The sequence below is a fragment of the Streptomyces sp. A0958 genome (assembly GCF_004795035.1).
Taxonomy (GTDB): domain Bacteria; phylum Actinomycetota; class Actinomycetes; order Streptomycetales; family Streptomycetaceae; genus Streptomyces.
Genome location: NZ_SSBK01000029.1, coordinates 1 through 18,147, shown reverse-complemented (window position 1 = coordinate 18,147; position 18,147 = coordinate 1). Strand labels below are relative to the sequence as shown.

The 18,147-nt window shown below is 72.6% G+C and carries 13 protein-coding genes; 12 read left to right on the top strand and 1 reads right to left on the bottom strand.

What is annotated here, in order from left to right:
- The first annotated feature begins 222 nt into the window (after window positions 1-222).
- Entirely contained in the window at window positions 223-3,225 is a 3,003-nt protein-coding gene (locus E6P78_RS24425; RefSeq protein WP_136205785.1) for a beta-N-acetylglucosaminidase domain-containing protein, read from the top strand.
- Window positions 3,226-3,284: 59 nt separating this feature from the next.
- Here the strand turns inward: E6P78_RS24425 and E6P78_RS24420 are convergent, their stop codons facing one another.
- On the bottom strand, window positions 3,285-3,821 hold the full coding sequence (locus E6P78_RS24420; protein WP_018552807.1) for an HNH endonuclease: 537 nt from the start codon (window positions 3,819-3,821) through the stop codon (window positions 3,285-3,287).
- A 370-nt stretch (window positions 3,822-4,191) separates the two neighbouring features.
- On the opposite strand from E6P78_RS24420, the gene E6P78_RS24415 reads away from it, so the two are divergent.
- The 11 genes from E6P78_RS24415 to E6P78_RS24365 form a co-directional block, all read left to right on the top strand.
- Window positions 4,192-5,247, top strand: coding sequence for a mechanosensitive ion channel family protein (locus E6P78_RS24415; RefSeq protein WP_136205784.1), 1,056 nt, complete (start codon window positions 4,192-4,194; stop codon window positions 5,245-5,247).
- A gap of 164 nt (window positions 5,248-5,411) precedes the next feature.
- Window positions 5,412-6,647 (top strand): ROK family transcriptional regulator, encoded by a 1,236-nt coding sequence (locus E6P78_RS24410; RefSeq protein ID WP_136205783.1) that lies wholly within the window; start codon window positions 5,412-5,414, stop codon window positions 6,645-6,647.
- Window positions 6,648-6,718: 71 nt separating this feature from the next.
- On the top strand, window positions 6,719-8,056 hold the full coding sequence (locus tag E6P78_RS24405) for an ABC transporter substrate-binding protein (RefSeq protein WP_136205782.1): 1,338 nt from the start codon (window positions 6,719-6,721) through the stop codon (window positions 8,054-8,056).
- A gap of 10 nt (window positions 8,057-8,066) precedes the next feature.
- Complete coding sequence (locus E6P78_RS24400) at window positions 8,067-9,008, top strand: sugar ABC transporter permease (protein ID WP_136205781.1); 942 nt, start codon at window positions 8,067-8,069, stop codon at window positions 9,006-9,008.
- Window position 9,009: 1 nt separating this feature from the next.
- The gene (locus E6P78_RS24395) at window positions 9,010-9,912 is read left to right on the top strand and encodes a carbohydrate ABC transporter permease (RefSeq protein ID WP_136205780.1); all 903 of its coding nucleotides are present in this window, start codon (window positions 9,010-9,012) and stop codon (window positions 9,910-9,912) included.
- A gap of 3 nt (window positions 9,913-9,915) precedes the next feature.
- Complete coding sequence (locus E6P78_RS24390) at window positions 9,916-11,181, top strand: 6-phospho-beta-glucosidase (protein ID WP_136205779.1); 1,266 nt, start codon at window positions 9,916-9,918, stop codon at window positions 11,179-11,181.
- Window positions 11,172-12,146: a BadF/BadG/BcrA/BcrD ATPase family protein gene (locus tag E6P78_RS24385; protein ID WP_136205778.1), complete on the top strand. Its 975-nt coding sequence runs from the start codon at window positions 11,172-11,174 to the stop codon at window positions 12,144-12,146. Before E6P78_RS24390 ends, E6P78_RS24385 begins: the two co-directional genes overlap by 10 nt.
- Window positions 12,147-12,588: 442 nt before the next feature.
- Window positions 12,589-13,884, top strand: coding sequence for a hypothetical protein (locus E6P78_RS24380; RefSeq protein WP_240799366.1), 1,296 nt, complete (start codon window positions 12,589-12,591; stop codon window positions 13,882-13,884).
- Window positions 13,885-13,895: 11 nt separating this feature from the next.
- Window positions 13,896-14,939: a glutamate ABC transporter substrate-binding protein gene (locus E6P78_RS24375; RefSeq protein ID WP_206307901.1), complete on the top strand. Its 1,044-nt coding sequence runs from the start codon at window positions 13,896-13,898 to the stop codon at window positions 14,937-14,939.
- An 83-nt stretch (window positions 14,940-15,022) separates the two neighbouring features.
- Window positions 15,023-16,360 carry a hypothetical protein gene (locus E6P78_RS24370; RefSeq protein WP_136205777.1) on the top strand — a complete coding sequence of 446 codons (1,338 nt, stop codon included), beginning with the start codon at window positions 15,023-15,025 and terminating at the stop codon, window positions 16,358-16,360.
- A gap of 94 nt (window positions 16,361-16,454) precedes the next feature.
- Window positions 16,455-18,147: serine/threonine protein kinase (locus E6P78_RS24365; protein ID WP_240799362.1), on the top strand; the 1,693-nt coding region annotated here is incomplete at its 3' end.

The following is an 18,147-nucleotide window of genomic DNA, read 5'->3' as shown; positions in this document are numbered from 1 at the left end:
TGCTCCGGGTCACAATCCGTTCCCGGAAGGCCGGTTGTCCGCAAGACATTCGTCTTTTTCGGCCATTCGGCGCTGTCTTTCGCGTTCCGCGCCGTCGCGCCCACCCCGCTCATCACACCGGCCACATCGGGCATTTCCGTACCGATCGCCCCACGCATTGACACCCTCACGCGCGGAGTGGTGGGCTCGGAGGCCGACGGTGGGAGCGAGGGGAGAACAGGGATGCGGCTCAGGCGCAGGACGCGGGCGACGGCCGTCGCCGTGGCCGTGCTCGGCGGGCTGCTCTCCGCCGGAGCCCCGGCCGCTCTCGCCGCCCCCACGGACCCCGGCACCACCGCCGTGGCCGGCCCCGGCCGTACGCAGGACGGCGCGCCGCCCGCCGTGTGGCCGCGCCCGCAGAGCATCGAGGCCGCCGGGCCGGCGGTCGCCCTCACCGACGAGGTCACCCTGGTCGCCGACGCGGCGGCCGACCCGTACGCCGTGGACGCCCTGCGCACGGTCCTGCGGGACGCGGGGGTGCGGACCGTCCACGAGACGCTGCCGGGCGCCGGGCCCGTGCTCCGGCTCGGCGGTGACGGGGCCTCGGACGCGCTGCGCACCCTGGGCGCGGCGGACCGCGCCGACCTGCCGTCCGGCGGCTACCGGCTCGCGACCGGACGGGTCGCGGGGCGCGGCACCATCGCCCTGGACGGCGTCGGCGAGGACGGGCTGTTCCACGGGGTGCAGTCGCTGCGCCAGCTGATCCGGGGCGGCGAGGTCGCCGGGGTCACCGTCCGGGACTGGCCGTCCACCGCGGTGCGCGGGCTGACCGAGGGGTTCTACGGGCAGCCGTGGAGCCAGGAGGACCGGCTCGCCCAGATCGACTTCCTGGCGCGAACCAAGCAGAACCGCTACCTCTACGCGGCGGGTGACGACCCGTACCGGCAGGCCCGCTGGCGCGACCCGTACCCGGAAGGCCGGCGGGCCGGGTTCCGGGCACTGGCCGAGCGGGCGCGGGCCGCACATGTGACGCTCGGCTGGGCGGTGGCCCCCGGGCAGTCCATGTGCCTGTCCTCTGACCGTGACCTGAAGGCGCTGAACCGGAAGATCGACGCGATGTGGGACCTGGGGGTGCGGGCCTTCCAGGTGCAGTTCCAGGACGTCAGCTACAGCGAGTGGCACTGCTCGGCCGACGCGGACACCTTCGGCAGCGGCCCCGAGGCGGCGGCCCGGGCGCACGCCCGCGTCGTGAACGGCGTGGCGCGCCATCTGGCGGAGCGCCATCCGGACGCGGAGCCGCCGTCGGTGATGCCTACGGAGTTCCACCAGGACGGCGCCACGGAGTACCGCACGGCGCTCGCCGCGCGGTTGGCGGACGACGTGCAGGTCGCCTGGACGGGCGTCGGGGTCGTGCCGAAGACCATCACCGGCGGCGAACTGGCCGGGGCGCGTGCCGCGTTCCGCCATCCGCTGGTGACCATGGACAACTACCCGGTCAACGACTACGCGCAGGACCGGATCTTCCTCGGCCCGTACACCGGACGGGACCCGGCGGTCGCGGCCGGCTCGGCGGCGCTGCTGGCCAACGCGATGGAGCAGCCGTCCGCGTCCCGCATCCCGCTGTTCACCTCGGCCGACTTCGCGTGGAACCCGAAGGCGTACCGGTCCGAGGAGTCCTGGGAGGCCGCCATCGACGACCTCGCGGGCGGGGACGCCGGCGGCGGGGACGCGCTGCGCGCCCTGGCGGGCAACAGCGCCGGGTCGGTGCTGGGCGGCGCCGAGTCGGCGTATCTGCGGCCGTTGATCACCGCGTTCTGGAAGGCGTACGCCGGCGACGACGCCAAGGCGCTCGACCGGGCGGCGAGCCGGCTGCGGGCCGCGTTCACCGGGATGCGCGAGGCCCCGGGGAAGCTGGCGGGACTGGCCGGCGGGCGGCTCGGCGACGAGGTCGGGCCCTGGACCGCGCAGTTGTCCCGCTACGGCCGGGCCGGTGAGCTGGCCGTCGATCTGCTCCGGGCCCAGGCGCGCGGCGACGGCGCGGCGGCCTGGCAGGCGTCGCTGGCGCTGGAACCGGTGCGCGAGGACATCGCGGCGGGCGGGGCGACGGTCGGTGCGGGGGTGCTCGGCCCGTTCCTGGACCGGACGCGCAAGGAGGCCGCCTCCTGGACCGGCACGGACCGGGCGGGCGGCAAGGTGACCGAGGCCCAGGGCAGCTACACGGTGCGCCTGGACCGGGCCCGGCCGCTGGAGGCCGTCACCGCGACGACCCTGCCGGGCGCCGGAGCGGTGTCGGGCGCCACGGTCCAGGCGCACGTGCCGGGCGAGGGCTGGCGCGCGCTCGGCCCGTTGTCGGAGAGCGGCTGGACCCAGGCGGCGGGCGAGGGGCTGCGGGCCGACGCGGTCCGGATCAGCTGGCCGGCCGCCACCCCCGTGGTCGCCGGGGCGCCGCCCCTGATCATCCCGCCGCTGGCGGGCGCGTCCATCGGCACGGGGACGGCCCCGCGGGTGCGGTCGCTGGTGCCGTGGTTCGGTGACGAGCCCGCCGCCCGGCTCGACCTCGCGCGCGGGGAGACGGACGCCGTGATCGGCGGCGGGCCGCAGGAGGTGCGGGCCCGGCTGTCCGGCCGCCGCCCGGCCGAGGTGCGGGGCAGACTGACCGCGAAGGCCCCCGAGGGCATCGAGGTGCGGGTGCCGAAGCGGACGACGGTGCCGCGCGGCACCCGGACCGAGGTCCCGGTGGAGATCACCGTGCCCGCGGAGACCCCGGCCGGCGAGTACGAGGTGCCGTTCAGCTTCGGCGACGAGCGGACCACCCTGACCGTCCGGGCCTACCCGCGCACCGCCGGGCCCGACCTGCTGCGCGGGGCCACCGCCTCCGCGTCGGGCGACGAGACCTCCGACTTCCCGGCGTCCGCCGCCTCGGACGGCGACCCGGAGACCCGCTGGTCCTCACCGCCCGAGGACGGGGCCTGGTGGCAGGCGGAACTGCCCGCCCCGGTCCGGCTCGGCCGGGTGGTGCTCGACTGGCAGGACGCGTACGCCTCCCGCTACCGCGTCCAGGTCTCCTCCGACGGCCGCACCTGGCGTACCGCCGCGACCCTACGGGAGGGCGCGGGCGGGCACGAGTCGGTGCGGATGGACGCGAAGGACACCCGTTTCATCCGTATCCAGGGCGACGCGCGGGCCACCGAGTACGGCTACTCGCTCTGGTCCGTGCAGGCGTACGCGGTGGCCGGGGACGGCTGACCGCCCCGGCCGCCCGGCCAACCGGCGACGGGGGCCCGGAGACGACGAGGGCCCGGGTCTCAGGCTGAGATGCCGTCGATCCGGGCCATCGCGTCGTCCGCGCCGAAGGGTTGCAGGTAGGGCAGCCAGCGCGGGTCGCGATGCCCCGTACCGATGATCCGCCAGGCGAGCCCGGTCGGCGGGGCGGGCTGCTGGTGCAGCCGCCACCCGAGCTCGGGCAGATGGCGGTCGGCCTTGACGTGGTTGCAGCGGCGGCAGGCCGCCACCACGTTGTCCCAGGCGTGCTGTCCGCCGCGGCTGCGCGGGATGACGTGGTCGACGCTGGTCGCGGCGGCACCGCAGTACATGCAGCGCCCGCCGTCCCTGGCGAACAGCGCCCGCCGGGTCAGCGGCACCGGCCCCCGGTAGGGGACGCGGACGAACCGCTTGAGACGGACGACGCTGGGCGCCGGAACGGCACGGGTGGCACTGTGCATGAAGGCGCCGGACTCCTCGAGACAGATGGCCTTGTTCTCGAGGACGAGGACGAGTGCGCGGCGGAGCGGTACGACGCCGAGCGGCTCGTACGACGCGTTGAGAACCAGGACATGCGGCACGGTTGATGCCTCCTTGTACGCCGGCGGCGCGTGGCTCGCGCCGGGACGATCCGATCTCAGTTTCCCCTCCTGCCTGGTCGAAGCGCCACCACGTACGGGTAACGGGCCGGAGGGATTTTTCCGCGCGCCGGGGCGCACGGGCCGTGCGCAGGCCCCGGAACAGGCGCTCGGGAAGCCCCCGCCGCCGCTGCCGCGTCCGATGTGGGATCGGCCACACGGCACCGCGTCCGGCCAGGTTCTTTATCCGTTCCGTATCCCCGGGTGAGCCGCGTCTCTCCCCCCGTTCACGGCAACGGAGCACGGGTGATGCCCCGTTAGTGTGGTTGTTCAGCGCTCGTCCGCTCGGCGCTCACCCCCTGGAGGTTCTGCCGTGCCCCTGTCCGCCCTGTTGGCCGCAGCCCCGTCACCGGAGCCCGGCGGCTCGCTGGACGAAGCCGCCAAGCAGGCCGGCAACGCCGCGGGCTGGGTGGAGGAGAACTGGTCCACCTGGCTGAACACCAGCCTGCGGATCGTCCTCATCGCGGCGGTCGCGGTCGTGTTGCGCCACGCGGTCCGCCGTGCCCTGACCAAGTTCATAGAACGGATGAACCGCAGCGCCCAGGCGGTCGAGGGCACCGCGCTCGGCGGCCTGCTGGTCAACGCGGAGCGCCGCCGCCAGCGCTCGGAGGCGATCGGCTCGGTACTCCGTTCGGTGTCCTCGTTCCTGATCCTGGGCACCGCGGCGCTGATGATCCTGGGCGCCTTCCAGATCAACCTGGCCCCGCTGCTGGCCTCCGCCGGGGTCGCCGGGGTCGCGCTCGGCTTCGGCGCCCGCAACCTGGTCACCGACTTCCTGTCCGGGGTCTTCATGATCCTGGAGGACCAGTACGGCGTCGGCGACACGATCGACGCGGGCGTCGCCTCCGGCGAGGTGGTCGAGGTCGGCCTGCGCGTCACCAAGCTGCGCGGCGAGAACGGCGCGATCTGGTACGTCCGCAACGGCGAGGTCAAGCGGATCGGCAACCTCAGCCAGGGCTGGTCCACGGCCGGAGTCGACGTGCAGGTGCGGCCCACGGAGGACCTGGAGCGGATTCGTACGGTGATCACCGAGGCCGCCCAGGCGATGGCCAAGGAGGACCCCTGGGCCGAGCGCCTGTGGGGCCCGGTGGAGATCCTGGGCCTGGACACCGTGCTGCTGGACTCGATGACGGTCCGGGTGAGCGCGAAGACGATGCCGGGCCAGGCGGTGGGCGTGGAGCGCGAACTGCGCTGGCGCATCAAGACGGCCCTGGACGAGGCGGGCATCAGCATGGTGGCCGGCGTCCCGGACGAGGCCCCGGCCGACGACCCCACGGCCGGTATGGCCGCCCCCTCGGCGTACGCGTCGGCCACCTCGCCGCAGTCCCTGGCGGCCACCCCGATCCCGCCGCCGAACGTCTCGAAGTAGCTCTCCCCGGCCGGGGCCCCCACGGGCCCCGGCCGTTTCTTTCCTGCTCAGGTAACGCTTTGGTTGCCACCGGGGTGCCGCCCATTGACGCCCCGGTGGCAGGCGCCCTACGGTCCTCTCACCGAACAGGAAACTTTCCTAACAGAGGGCAGGTGGCAAGGATCATGGCCGGAACCACGCCGGGCACCCCGAGCGTTCTGCGCGCCATGAACGACCGGGCCGCCCTCGATCTGCTGCTGGAGCACGGCCCCCTGACGCGGACGAGGATCGGGAAGCTCACCGGCCTCTCCAAGCCCACCGCCTCCCAGCTCCTGGCCCGCCTCGAAGCCGCCGGGCTCGTCATGGCCACCGGGACCGCCGCCGGACGCCCGGGCCCCAACGCCCAGCTGTACGCCGTCAACGCCTCGGCCGCCCATGTGGCCGGGCTCGATGTGAACGCCCACCGGATCGTCGCCGCCGTCGCCGATGTGACCGGCGAGACGGTCGGCGAGTACGAGCTGCGCACCCCGGGCCGGCGCGCCGACAGCGTGGTGCGGCAGGTGACCGGGGCGCTGGACGGGGCGGTGAAGGACGCCGGGCTGACCCGGTCGGACGTGCACCGGCTGGTCATCGGCACGCCGGGCGCCTTCGACCCGGGCACGGGCCGGCTGCGCTACGCCTCGCACCTGCCCGGCTGGCACTCCCCCACCCTGCTGGACGAGCTGGCGGCGGTACTGCCGATGCCGGTGGAGTACGAGAACGACGTGAACCTCGTCGCGGTGGCCGAACAACGGCTCGGCGCGGCCCGGGGCCACGACGACTTCGTCCTGCTGTGGAACGAGGAGGGCCTGGGCGCCGCACTCGTCATCAACGGCCGGCTGCACCGCGGCTTCACCGGGGGCGCCGGCGAGGTCGGCTTCCTGCCGGTGCCGGGGGCGCCGCTGGTCCGCCAGGTCACCAAGGCGAACGCGGGCGGCTTCCAGGAGCTGGCGGGCGCCCAGGTGCTCGCCAGGCTGGCCCGGGAACTCGGCATCGAGGACGAGGCGGTGCCCGGCTCCGGCACCCATCACGAGATCGCCGCGGCCCTGGTCGGCCGGGCCGCCGAGGCCGTGGCCGGGGACGGGGACGAGGACGGGGGCGGGCCGTACGGCCGGCTGCTCGATCTGTTCGCCACCGGCCTGGCGACCGGTCTCGCCTCCATGGTCGCCGTGCTCGACCCCGAGATCGTCGTCCTGTCGGGCGAGTTGTTCTCGCGCGGCGGGGAACCGCTGCGCGGCCGGGTCGCCGCCGAGCTGGCCCAGCTCGCGGCGTCCAGGCCCCGGCTGATCGCCGGTGACGTCATCCACCGGCCCGTTCTGCGCGGCGCGCTGGAGAGCGCGCTCGCCACCACCCGCGACGAAGTGTTCGACACCTCGCGCTGACCCCTCACGCCTCCGCTTCCCCGTACACGTTCCGCCCTTTCCTGCCCACCCCTTCACCGGGAGACACCACCATGTCCGGAAACCGCCGGAAGCCGGCCGCCGCACTCGCCGCGACCGCCGCGATAGCCCTGTTCGCCTCCGCCTGTACCGGGCAGAGCAGCTCCGGTGCCAGCGATGACGCGTCCAAGGAGACGACCATCACCTTCTGGCACGGCTGGAGCGCGCCGGGCGAGGTGAAGGGGATCGAGGCGACGATCGCCGCCTTCGAGAAGGCGCACCCCAACATCCATGTGAAGGTCGTCGGCAACATGACCGACGACAAGATCAACCAGGCGCTGCGCGCCGGTGGTTCCAAGGCGCCGGACGTGGTCTCGTCGTTCACCACGAACAACGTGGGCAAGTTCTGCTCGTCGAAGGCGTTCGTGGACCTCAACCCGTTCCTCAAGAAGGACGGCATCGACCCGGACACCACCTTCCCGAAGGCGATGAACGAGTACACCCAGTTCGACGGGGTGCGCTGCACGGTGCCGCTGCTGGGCGACGCGTACGGGCTGTACTACAACAAGGACGCGTTCAAGGCGGCCGGCATCGCGAACCCGCCGAAGACCTGGTCGGAGTTGGCGGCCGACGCGAAGAAGCTGACGAAGACCAAGGGCGACTCGTACGAGCAGCTGGGCTTCATGCCGAACTACCACGGCTACGAGTCCACCACCGAGCACTACCTCGGTGGCTGGAACCCGGCGTACTTCGACGCGGACGGCAAGGCGAACATCGCCAAGGACCCCGCGTTCGCCGCGATGCTGACGAACCAGAAGAAGCTGGTCGACTCGCTCGGCGGCTACGAGAAGCTGGAGAAGTTCCGGACCGGCTTCGGTGACGAGTGGGGCGCCAAGCACCCGTTCCACACCGGCCAGGTCGCCATGCAGCTGGACGGCGAGTGGCGGCTCGGCATGGCCGAGGACACCAAGCCGGAGTTCGAGATCGGCGTGGCCCCGATGCCCGTCGCCGACGACGAGGCCGACACCTACGGCAAGGGCTACCTGACCGGCACCATCGCCGGTATCGCGTCGACTTCCAGCAAGCAGAACGCCGCGTGGGAGCTGGTGAAGTTCATGACGACCGACACCGACGCGGTGGTGAACTTCGCCAACGCCATCCACAACGTGCCCTCCACGCTGGACGCGTTGAAGTCGCCGAAGCTGAAGTACGACCCGCGCTTCAAGACCTTCCTGGACATCGCGGCGAACCCGAAGTCCACCACCACCCCGCCCTCGGTGAACGGCGGCGCCTACCTGGTCTCCCTGCAGAACCTCGGCTTCGACGTCGAGAAGGGCAAGCAGAAGGACATCAAGGCGGGCCTGGAGAAGACCGCGGCGGAAATCGACGCGGCGATCGCCCAGGCGAAGTAGAGCCGGCACGATGAGCACGTACACACTCCGTTCGAAGCGCCGCCGGTCGGCGCTTCGGACGGCGGCCTTCATGTCGCCGTGGCTGATCGGGTTCTGCGTCTTCTTCGCCTACCCGCTGATCTCCACGCTCTACTTCTCCTTCACCAGCTACGACGGCTTCGCCGCCCCCGAGTTCAGCGGGCTGAAGAACTGGGCGTTCGTCTTCAACGACTACCCGCTGTTCTGGCCGGCGCTGCGCAACACGCTGTGGCTGGTCGTGGTCATGGTGACCTGCCGGGTGATCTTCGGGCTCGGGGTCGGGCTGCTGATCACCAAGATCAAGACGGGTACGGGCGTCTTCCGGACGCTGTTCTACCTGCCCTACCTGGCGCCGCCGGTCGCCGCCACGCTGGGCTTCGTCTTCCTGCTCAACCCCGGTACCGGGCCGGTCAACTCGATCCTCGGGGACCTGGGGATGGGGACCCCCGGCTGGTTCACCGACGCCACCTGGTCCAAGCCGGCGCTCACGGCTCTCGCGGTGTGGGGGGTGGGCGACCTGATGGTGATCTTCATGGCCGCGCTCCTCGACGTACCCAAGGAGCAGTACGAGGCGGCGGAGCTGGACGGGGCGACCGCCTACCACCGGTTCCGTTACGTCACGCTGCCGAACATCTCGCCGATCATCATGTTCGCCGTGGTCACCGGCATCATCCAGACGATGCAGTACTACACCCAGCCCCTGGTGGCCGGGAAGGTCGCCTCGGGTGTGATGGGCGGCTCGGGCCAGCAGTTCGAACCGGGCTATCCCGACAAGTCGACACTGACGCTTCCGCAGCTGGTCTACAACCTCGGTTTCCAGCGCTTCGACTACGGCTCCGCCTGTGTGGTCGCGCTCGTTCTCTTCGTCCTCGCCATGGCGTTCACCGCACTGCTGATGCGGCGCCGCAGCGGACTGATCCAGGCAGGTGAGTGACGTGGCGCAGGTTCTCGACACCCCGAAGGCCGCCGGGCCGGTGAGTGACCCCGTCACCCCGGCCCAGCGCGTCGCACGCCGCAAGGCGCTGCTGCACTGGATCGCCGTGCACTCGCTCGGCGTGGCGGCGGCCCTCTTCTTCGTGCTGCCGTTCGTCTTCCTCCTGCTCACCTCGCTGATGAGCGACCAGCAGGCACTCACCCGTGACCTGTGGCCGCACCCCTTCGAGTGGGCCAACTACAAGAAGGTGTTCGACACCCCGGGCTTTCTGACCTGGTGGAAGAACACCCTGCTGTACGCGGGCGTGGGCACCGTCCTGACGGTGGTGTCCTCGCTGCCCGTGGCGTACGCGCTCGCCAAGTTCCGCTTCCGCGGGCGGCACCTGTCGCTGATGCTCGTCATCTCGATGATGATGCTGCCGCCGCAGGTCGTGGTCATCCCGATGTACCTGTTCTGGGCCAAGCAGCTGGACCTGTCCGGCACGCTGTGGCCGCTGATCATCCCGATGGCCTTCGGCGACGCGTTCTCCATCTTCCTGCTGCGGCAGTTCCTGCTGACCATCCCCGACGAGTACCTCGACGCGGCGAAGGTCGACGGCTGCGGCGAACTGCGCACCCTGCTGCGCGTCGTGGTGCCGATGGCCAAGCCGGGCATCGCCGCGGTCGCCCTCTTCCAGTTCTTCTACGCCTGGAACGACTACTTCGGCCCGCAGATCTACGCCTCCGAGAATCCGGGGGCCTGGACCCTGAGTTACGGACTGGAGTCCTTCAAGGGCGCACACCACACCGACTGGAACCTGACCATGGCCGCGACCGTTCTGGTCATGGCCCCTGTGATCGTCGTCTTCTTCTTCGCACAGAAGGCATTTGTCGAGGGCGTCACACTGACCGGAGTAAAGGGCTGATTCATGAAGCTCGCAGTAGTGGGTGGCGGGTCCACCTACACCCCTGAACTGATCGACGGATTCGCCCGGCTGCGCGACACGCTGCCGGTCGAGGAGCTGGTCCTCGTCGACCCGGCCGCCGACCGGCTCGAACTCGTGGGCGGCCTCGCCCGGCGGATCTTCGCCAAGCAGGGCCACCCGGGGCGCATCGTCACCACCTCGGACGTCGACGCGGGCGTCGCCGGCGCCGACGCCGTCCTGCTCCAGCTGCGCGTCGGCGGCCAGGCCGCCCGCAACCAGGACGAGACGTGGCCGCTGGAGTGCGGCTGCATCGGGCAGGAGACCACCGGGGCCGGCGGCCTCGCCAAGGCCCTGCGCACCGTCCCGGTCGTCCTGGACATCGCCGAGCGGGTCCGGCGCACCAACCCGGACGCCTGGATCATCGACTTCACCAACCCGGTGGGCATCGTCACCCGCGCGCTGCTCCAGGCCGGGCACAAGGCCGTCGGCCTGTGCAACGTGGCGATCGGCTTCCAGCGCAAGTTCGCCCGGCTGCTCGACGTGACCCCCGGCGAGGTGCACCTCGACCACGTCGGGCTGAACCACCTGACCTGGGAGCTGGGGGTGCGCCTCGGCGGCCCCCGGGGCGAGGACGTGCTGCCGCGGCTGATCGCCGAGCACGGCGACGCCATCGCGGACGACCTGCACATGCCGCGCGCGATCGTGGACCGGCTCGGCGTCGTCCCCTCGTACTACCTGCGCTACTTCTACGCGCACGACGAGGTCGTACGCGAGCTGGGCACTCAGCCCTCGCGGGCGGCCCAGGTCGCCGCCATGGAGAAGGAACTCCTCGCCATGTACGGCGATCCGGCGCTGGACGAGAAGCCCGCGCTGCTCGCCAAGCGCGGCGGCGCCTTCTACTCGGAGGCGGCCGTGGACCTGGCGGCCGCTCTGCTCGGCGGCAGCGGCTCGTCGCACCAGGTGGTGAACACGTACAACAGGGGCACCCTGCCGTTCCTGCCCGACGACGCGGTGATCGAGGTGCAGGCGAAGGTCGACGCCTCGGGCGCGACGCCGCTCGCCGTGCCGGCCCTGGACCCGCTGTACGCGGGGCTGATCGGCAATGTCACGGCGTACGAGGACCTGGCGCTGCGGGCCGCGCTGCACGGGGGCCGCGACCGGGTGTTCAAGGCGCTGCTCGCACACCCCCTGATCGGCCAGTTCGAGTACGCCGAGGCGCTCACCGACAAGCTGATCGCGCACAACCGGGAGCACCTTCCGTGGGCGTGAACGGTTCGGTCCTCGCGATCGACGCGGGGAACAGCAAGACCGATGTGGCACTCATCGGTGCGGACGGCACGGTGCTGTCCACGGCCCGGGGCGGCGGGTTCCAGCCGCCGGTGGTCGGTGTCGGTACGGCGGTGGATGTGCTCGGCTCGGCGGTGGAACGGGTGCTGGCCTCGGCCGGCGTGGACACCGGGGCGGTCGCCCATGTGTCCGCCTGCCTCGCCAACGCCGATCTGCCGGTCGAGGAGGAGCAGCTGACCGAGGCGATCGGGGCGCGCGGCTGGGGCCGCACGGTCGAGGTGCGCAACGACACCTTCGCGATCCTGCGGGCAGGTGTGGACGAGCCGCGCGGGGTGGCCGTGGTGTGCGGCGCGGGGATCAACTGCGTCGGCATGGTGCCGGACGGGCGGACCGCCCGCTTTCCCGCGATAGGCCGGATCTCCGGTGACTGGGGCGGCGGTTCGGGGCTGTCCGAGGAGGCGATGTGGTTCGCCTCGCGGGCCGAGGACGGGCGCGGCGAGCCGACCGAGCTGGCCCGTACGCTCCCCGCCCACTTCGGGCTCGGCTCGATGTACGCGCTGATCGAGGCGCTGCACCTGGGCCGCGTCGAGCCGGAGCGCCGGCACGAGTTGACGCCGGTGCTCTTCGCGACGAGTGCGGCCGGCGACCCGGTCGCGCGCGCCCTGGTGGACCGGCTGGCCGATGAGGTGGTGGCGCTGGCCTCGGTCGCGCTGTCCCGCCTCGGGCTGCTCGGCGAGGAGGCCCCGGTGCTCCTGGGCGGCAGCGTACTGGCGGCCCGGCACCCGCAGTTGGACGACCGGATCACCGAACTCCTCGCGGTCCGCGCCCCGAAGGCGGTGGTACGGGTGGTGCAGGAGTCCCCCGTGCTGGGCGCCGGGCTGCTGGGCCTGGACCACACGGGAGCGGCGCCCGAGGTGCACGCCAGGCTGCGAGCGCAGTACGCCTGACGGGCGGACAGCAGCCCGGGTCCACAGGGGCGTCCCGTAGCCTTCGGGTTGCGGGGCGCCCTTCTCGTACGGGAACCGATCGGTCGCCCCGCACGTGTTGATGGTGGGGAGGACGGTCCGTCGGGGGATCGTGCCGTCGTCCGCCTTGATCAACGGCGCGGGTCTTGATCGAATGCTGTTGACTGCGGCCGGCCACGGTCGGCCGCTGTACGGGCCGGTGCTCGATCCAGACGTTCTGGATGTGTGTGCCGGTCCCTGCGGCCATACTTCTGGCCGGGTACCAGTCCTCCGATCGGCCGGGGGGCGGGCCGCCGTCAGTGACCGAGGGGGAGGTCGAGTGACACACCCGCCGAGTGTGCTCCGGGCGCCGCACAGCGCGCCGGAGCAGCCGCCCGCACCGGCGGCCGCACCCGTACCGCCGCAGCACAGCGCCCGCGCGGTCGTGGGCGAGCGGCTGCGTGCCGCGGCGACCACCGAACCGGGCCGGCTCCAGATCATCGGGGCCGTACTGGCGCTGCTCGTCGTGGCGTTCGGGGCGGTGACGGCGTTCGAGATCAGCGACCGGGCGGCGGCGGCCAATGACGTGGTGGAGCGCAGCCAGCCGCTCAGCGCGGACGCGGCGGGCATCTACCGCTCGCTGGCCGACGCGGACGCGGCGGCGGCGAGCGGCTTCCTGGCCGGGCCGCAGGAGCCGCGCGCGGTGCACGAGCAGTACACGAAGGACATCGAGGAGGCGTCCCGGCTGCTGGTGAAGGCCGCGGCGAACACGGGCACCTCGACGGAGTCCGGCCGCGAGATCACCACGCTCAACGAGGGGCTGCCGCGCTACACGGGCCTGATCGAGCGCGCCCGCGCCACCAACCGGCAGGGGCTGCCGCTGGGCGGCGCCTACCTCCGGTACGCGAACCAGAAGATGTCCGGCGAGCTGCTGCCGGCCGCCGAGCGGCTGTACGCGGCGGAGACCGGCCGGCTCGACGGGGACCAGCACTCCGCGCGGGCCCGGCCGTTCTTCTCGCTCGGCATCGGCGTCGTCGCGCTGGCGGTGCTGTTCTGGGCGCAGCGGCGCAACTACCGCCGTACGAACCGGGTGTTCAACCACGGTCTGGTGGCCGCGACGGCGGCGACGACGGTGTTGCTGCTGTGGCTGGCGGTGGGGCACACGGTGGCCCGCTCCGACCTGGCCACGGCCGATTCGCACGGGCAGCAGTCCATGGACGTGCTCAACCGGGCGCGCATCGACTCGCTGAAGGCGCGCGCCGACGAGAACCTGACGGTGGTCGCCCGGGGCGCGGTGCTCACCGCGGACGGCAAGAACGACAAGTACGAGACGGATTACACCACGGGCATGAAGGCGCTCGGCGATGAGCTGGGCAGGGCGGCGAAGCTCGCCGCGGACACCGGTGACACCGAGGGCGGCAAGCCGGTGGCGGCGGCGGCCAAGGCGGTCACCGAGTGGCAGGGCCGCCACCGGACCGCCCGCAAGACCGATGACGCCGGCGACTACGAAGCCGCCCTGGAGCAGATCATCGGCTCGGAGAACTCCACGGGCGCGTCCTTCAAGAAGGTGGACGACGCCCTGCGCGAGGCGCTCGCGCACGAGCAGAGCGAGTTCACCGAGGCCGCGCGGGACGGCCGCGGCGCCCTGGACGGCCTCCCCGTCGGCGCGGCGGTCCTGGCCGTGCTGGGCGCGGTCGCGGCGATCGTCGGGGTCAACCGCAGGCTCTCGGAGTTCCGGTGACAGGGGAAGCGATGACAGCGAACGACCCGAGGACGGGCCGCGGGCCACTGCGCCGGCTGCGCGGCTGGGGCGGGGTGACCGCCATGGCCGCGGCCTGCGCGCTGACGGCGTCGCTGACCCTGCTGCCCCTCTCCCACGCCGGTGACGACGTCTTCGGCCCGCAGCTGACGGGGCCCGGCGCGACGCACGCCCTCCAGACGCGGGCCGATTCCTGCACGGACCCGGAGGCGAGCCTGCGGCCCTCCGAGGTGGACGGCGACGCCGTCAGGCGCATCAAGGAGCGCGGCAAGCTCATCGCCGGCGTCGACCAGAACAGCTTCCAGTGGGGCTTTCGCAACCCGGAGTCCGGGAACCTCGAAGGCTTCGACATCGATCTGGTGCGGGCCGTCGCCAAGGACATCCTCGGCGACGGCGACAAGGTGATCTTCCGGGCGATTCCGACCAACCAGCGCATCGCCGCGCTGGAGAACGACCAGGTCGACGTCGTCGTGCGGACGATGACGATCAACTGCGCCCGGCTGAAGCAGGTCTCGTTCTCCACGGCCTACTTCCAGGCCGGTCAGCAGGTCCTCGCCGCGAAGGAGGACCACTCGATCACCGGGTTCAACTCCTCGCTGGCCGGCAAGCGGATCTGCACCGCGGAGGGCTCCACGGCGTACGAGGCGCTGGAGAAGGAGTCGTTCGGCTCCGTCTTCAAGGACAAGCACGACGGCACGGCGGCCGACGAGGACCAGCTCACCGTCCCCAACCAGCTGGACTGCCTGGTGCGGCTCCAGCTGGGCGAGGTCGACGCGGTCGTCACGGACAACGCGCTGGCCGCCGGCCAGGCCGCCCAGGACCCGGCCGTGGAGCTGAAGGGCGACCCGTTCACCAAGGAGTACTACGGCGTGGCCGCGAAGAAGGGCGCCGACGACCTGGTCGCCCGGGTCAACAAGGTGCTGGTCGACTACCGCGCCGGTGGCACGGCCAGCCTCTGGATGCAGTCGTACCGCGACTGGCTGGAGGACGGCCTGCCGGGAATCAAGGCGCCGCCGGAGCCGAAGTACCGGGACTAGTCCGTCCGGCCGTTGCGGGCCGGCGGGTGGCAGCACTGATCCTGCCGGGCCCCCGCCCGGCAGGGAGAGCGGAGAGGTGATCGATGGGCGCCGCCGGCCCCTTCCCCAGCTACGCGGCACGGCCCCCCGGCCCGGTCATGGACCGGGACGAGGCCGACCGTGCGCTGGCCCGGCTCGGCGCGGAGCACGAGGCGATCGAGACCTCTCTCCTCGCCCTCCAGGACCACGCCGGCCGCCGCCTCCTGGAGGGCGCCGAGCTGACCGGTGTCACCAAGGAGCGGTGGACCGTCACCGAGCAGTCGATCACGCTGCTGTGGAGCTACTTCGACGCGTACGCGGCCGTGCTGAACGAGGCGCGCGAGGTGCGGGCCAGACGCCGCCACCCCAACCGGGACGACCTGACGGCCCTGACCGAGCTGCTGCGCGGCCAGGGGGTCACGGTGGCGCACGCGGCGGCCGGGCACGACCCGTCGGTCAGCGGCCCGGCCCGGCTCTCCGAGCGGTTCACGCTGGAGGAGCTGGTCTCCCGGATGAACGGGCTGTACGCGCGCGCCCTCGACATGGTCGTCGCCTCCGACGCCGTGTGGTCGGCGATGCCCGCCCGCATAGACCTCCTCGCCGCCGAACTGCGCCGCACCCACTCGCTGGCGCACTCGGTGGGCGTACGGCCCGGGGAGCACCCCGCGGGCGACGACCTGGAGTCGATCACCGAGGAGCTGGCCACGCTGCGGGCCCAGGTGGTCTCGGACCCGCTGGCGTTCTGGCTGCCGGGCCCCGGCAGCGCGGCGCCCGGCGGCGGGCGCCCCGACACCACGCGCTACGACCGGGCGGCCCGGGCGCTGGAGGACGTGCGGCGCGAGGTCGAGGCGGTGCTCGCCGTCCGGCAGGACGCCGAACAGCGCCTCGTGCACCTGCGCGACGTGCTCTCCCGGGCGGACCGCACGCTGGCCGAGGCCCGGGTGGCGCGCGGCGAGGTGCTGGCCAAGATCGCCGCGTCCGAGGTGCCCGCGGTCAACGGCCCGCCGACCGCCCTTCAGGAGCGCCTGGCGGCCGCGTCGGAGTATCGCAGGCACGCCCGCTGGCACCGCCTCTCGCCGCTCCTGGAGACCCTGGAGCGGGAGGCCGAGGAGGAGTTGCTGCGGGCCCGGGAGCAGCTGACGGCGGTCACCGCGCCGCTGGCCGTCCGGGCGGAGCTGCGCGGCCGGCTCGACGCGTACAAGGCGAAGGTGGCGCGGCACGGCCTGGCGGAGGACCCGGTCCTCATCGAGCGCTACGACGCGGCGCGCCGGATGCTGTGGAGCGCCCCGTGCGATCTGCGGGTCGCCGCGCAGGCCGTGCAGCGCTATCAGGACGCCGCGCTGGAGCTGCTGGGCGGAGGCCGGGGGGCGTCCGGCCCGCAGGACCGGCGGGGGCATCCGTGAGACGGCCCGGGCCCGGGGAGCGCACAGCGGGCATGAGCAGGAGTGACGGACCGTCGAGGCCGCCGAGGCGGCGGGGCGAAAAGGGGGAACGAACATGAGTACGCAGTGCCAGCGCCCCGCGTGCGAGGGCAGTTACGAGGACATGGGCGGCGGCGAGCTGTACTGCGACACCTGCGGTCTGGCACCCGTCGTGTCGCCAGTGGGGTCTCCCCCGTTCGAGCGAAGCCGAGAACTCGGGGAGGGGATGGTGAGTTCGCCGCCGACCGGGATCGCGGGCGGCGGGCGGGCGAGCAGCCGGGGCAGCGACAGTTCCTCGGCCCGCAGCGGTTCGCAGGCCTCGTCGCGGGCCTCCTCGCGGTCCTCGTCGCGTTCGTCGACCTCGCGGCGTTCGGTGTCGGGGCGGCTCTCGCGGTCGCTGTCCGGCGGGACGGCCTCGCATTCGGTCTCGGTGCGTTCCTCGGCCAGGTCGACCAACGCGTCGGGCCGCAACCGGCTCGGCGCCGGTCTGGTGCAGGTGCCGGACGTGCCGCGCCCCGATCCGCGTACCGCCGTGATGGAGAACCCGGAGGTGCCCGAGCGCAAACGGTTCTGTTCGCGTTCGGACTGCGGGGCGCCGGTGGGCCGGTCCCGGGGCGACCGGCCGGGCCGCACCGAGGGGTTCTGCACCAAGTGCGGCCACCCGTACTCCTTCGTGCCCAAGCTCCGGGCGGGCGATGTCGTCCACGGGCAGTACGAGGTGGCGGGCTGTCTGGCGCACGGCGGGCTCGGCTGGGTCTATCTCGCGGTGGACCGGGCGGTCTCCGACCGGTGGGTGGTCCTCAAGGGCCTGCTCGACACGGGTGACCAGGACGCCATGGCGGCGGCCATCTCGGAGCGTCGGTTCCTCGCCGAGATCGAGCACTCCAACATCGTGCGCATCTACAACTTCGTCGAGCACCTGGACCAGCGGACCGGTTCGCTGGACGGGTACATCGTCATGGAGTACGTCGGCGGCAAGGCGCTCAAGGAGATCGCCAACGAGCGCCGCACACCGTCCGGGAAGCGGGACCCGCTGCCGGTCGAGCAGGCGTGCGCGTTCGGCATCGAGGCCCTGGAGGCGCTGGGCCACCTGCACAGCCGCAACCTGCTGTACTGCGACTTCAAGGTCGACAACGCGATCCAGACCGAGGACCAGCTGAAGCTCATCGACATGGGCGCGGTCCGCCGGATGGACGACGACGAGTCGGCGATCTACGGCACGGTCGGCTACCAGGCGCCGGAGGTCGCGGAGCTGGGCCCGTCGGTCGCCTCCGACCTGTACACGGTGGCCCGCACGCTGGCGGTGCTCACCTTCGACTTCCAGGGGTACACGAACGTCTTCGTGGACTCGCTGCCGGACCCGGACAACATCGAGGTGTTCCGGACCTACGAGTCGTTCTACCGGCTCCTGGTGCGGGCCACCGACCCGGACCCGGCCCGGCGGTTCGCCTCGGCGGCGGAGATGGCCGAGCAGCTGACGGGTGTGCTGCGGGAGGTGGTGTCGCTTCAGACGGGCCGCCCGCGCCCGGCTCTTTCGACGCTGTTCGGCGCGGAGCTGCGGGTCACCGACACGGAGCTGTTCGCCGCCCCGACGGGCGAGGTGTCGCTCCTCGGCGCCCGCGGAGCCGCGTCCGGCGGCTCCGGGTTCTTCGGGCGCCGGCGGGGCACGGCGGGTGCCCCGGCGCACTCGTCGCCCGTCCCGCCCGCCGCGGCGACCCCGCCCGGGGGCGCTCCGGGGGCGCTGCCCGCCGGTCCGCCTCCCGCGTCCG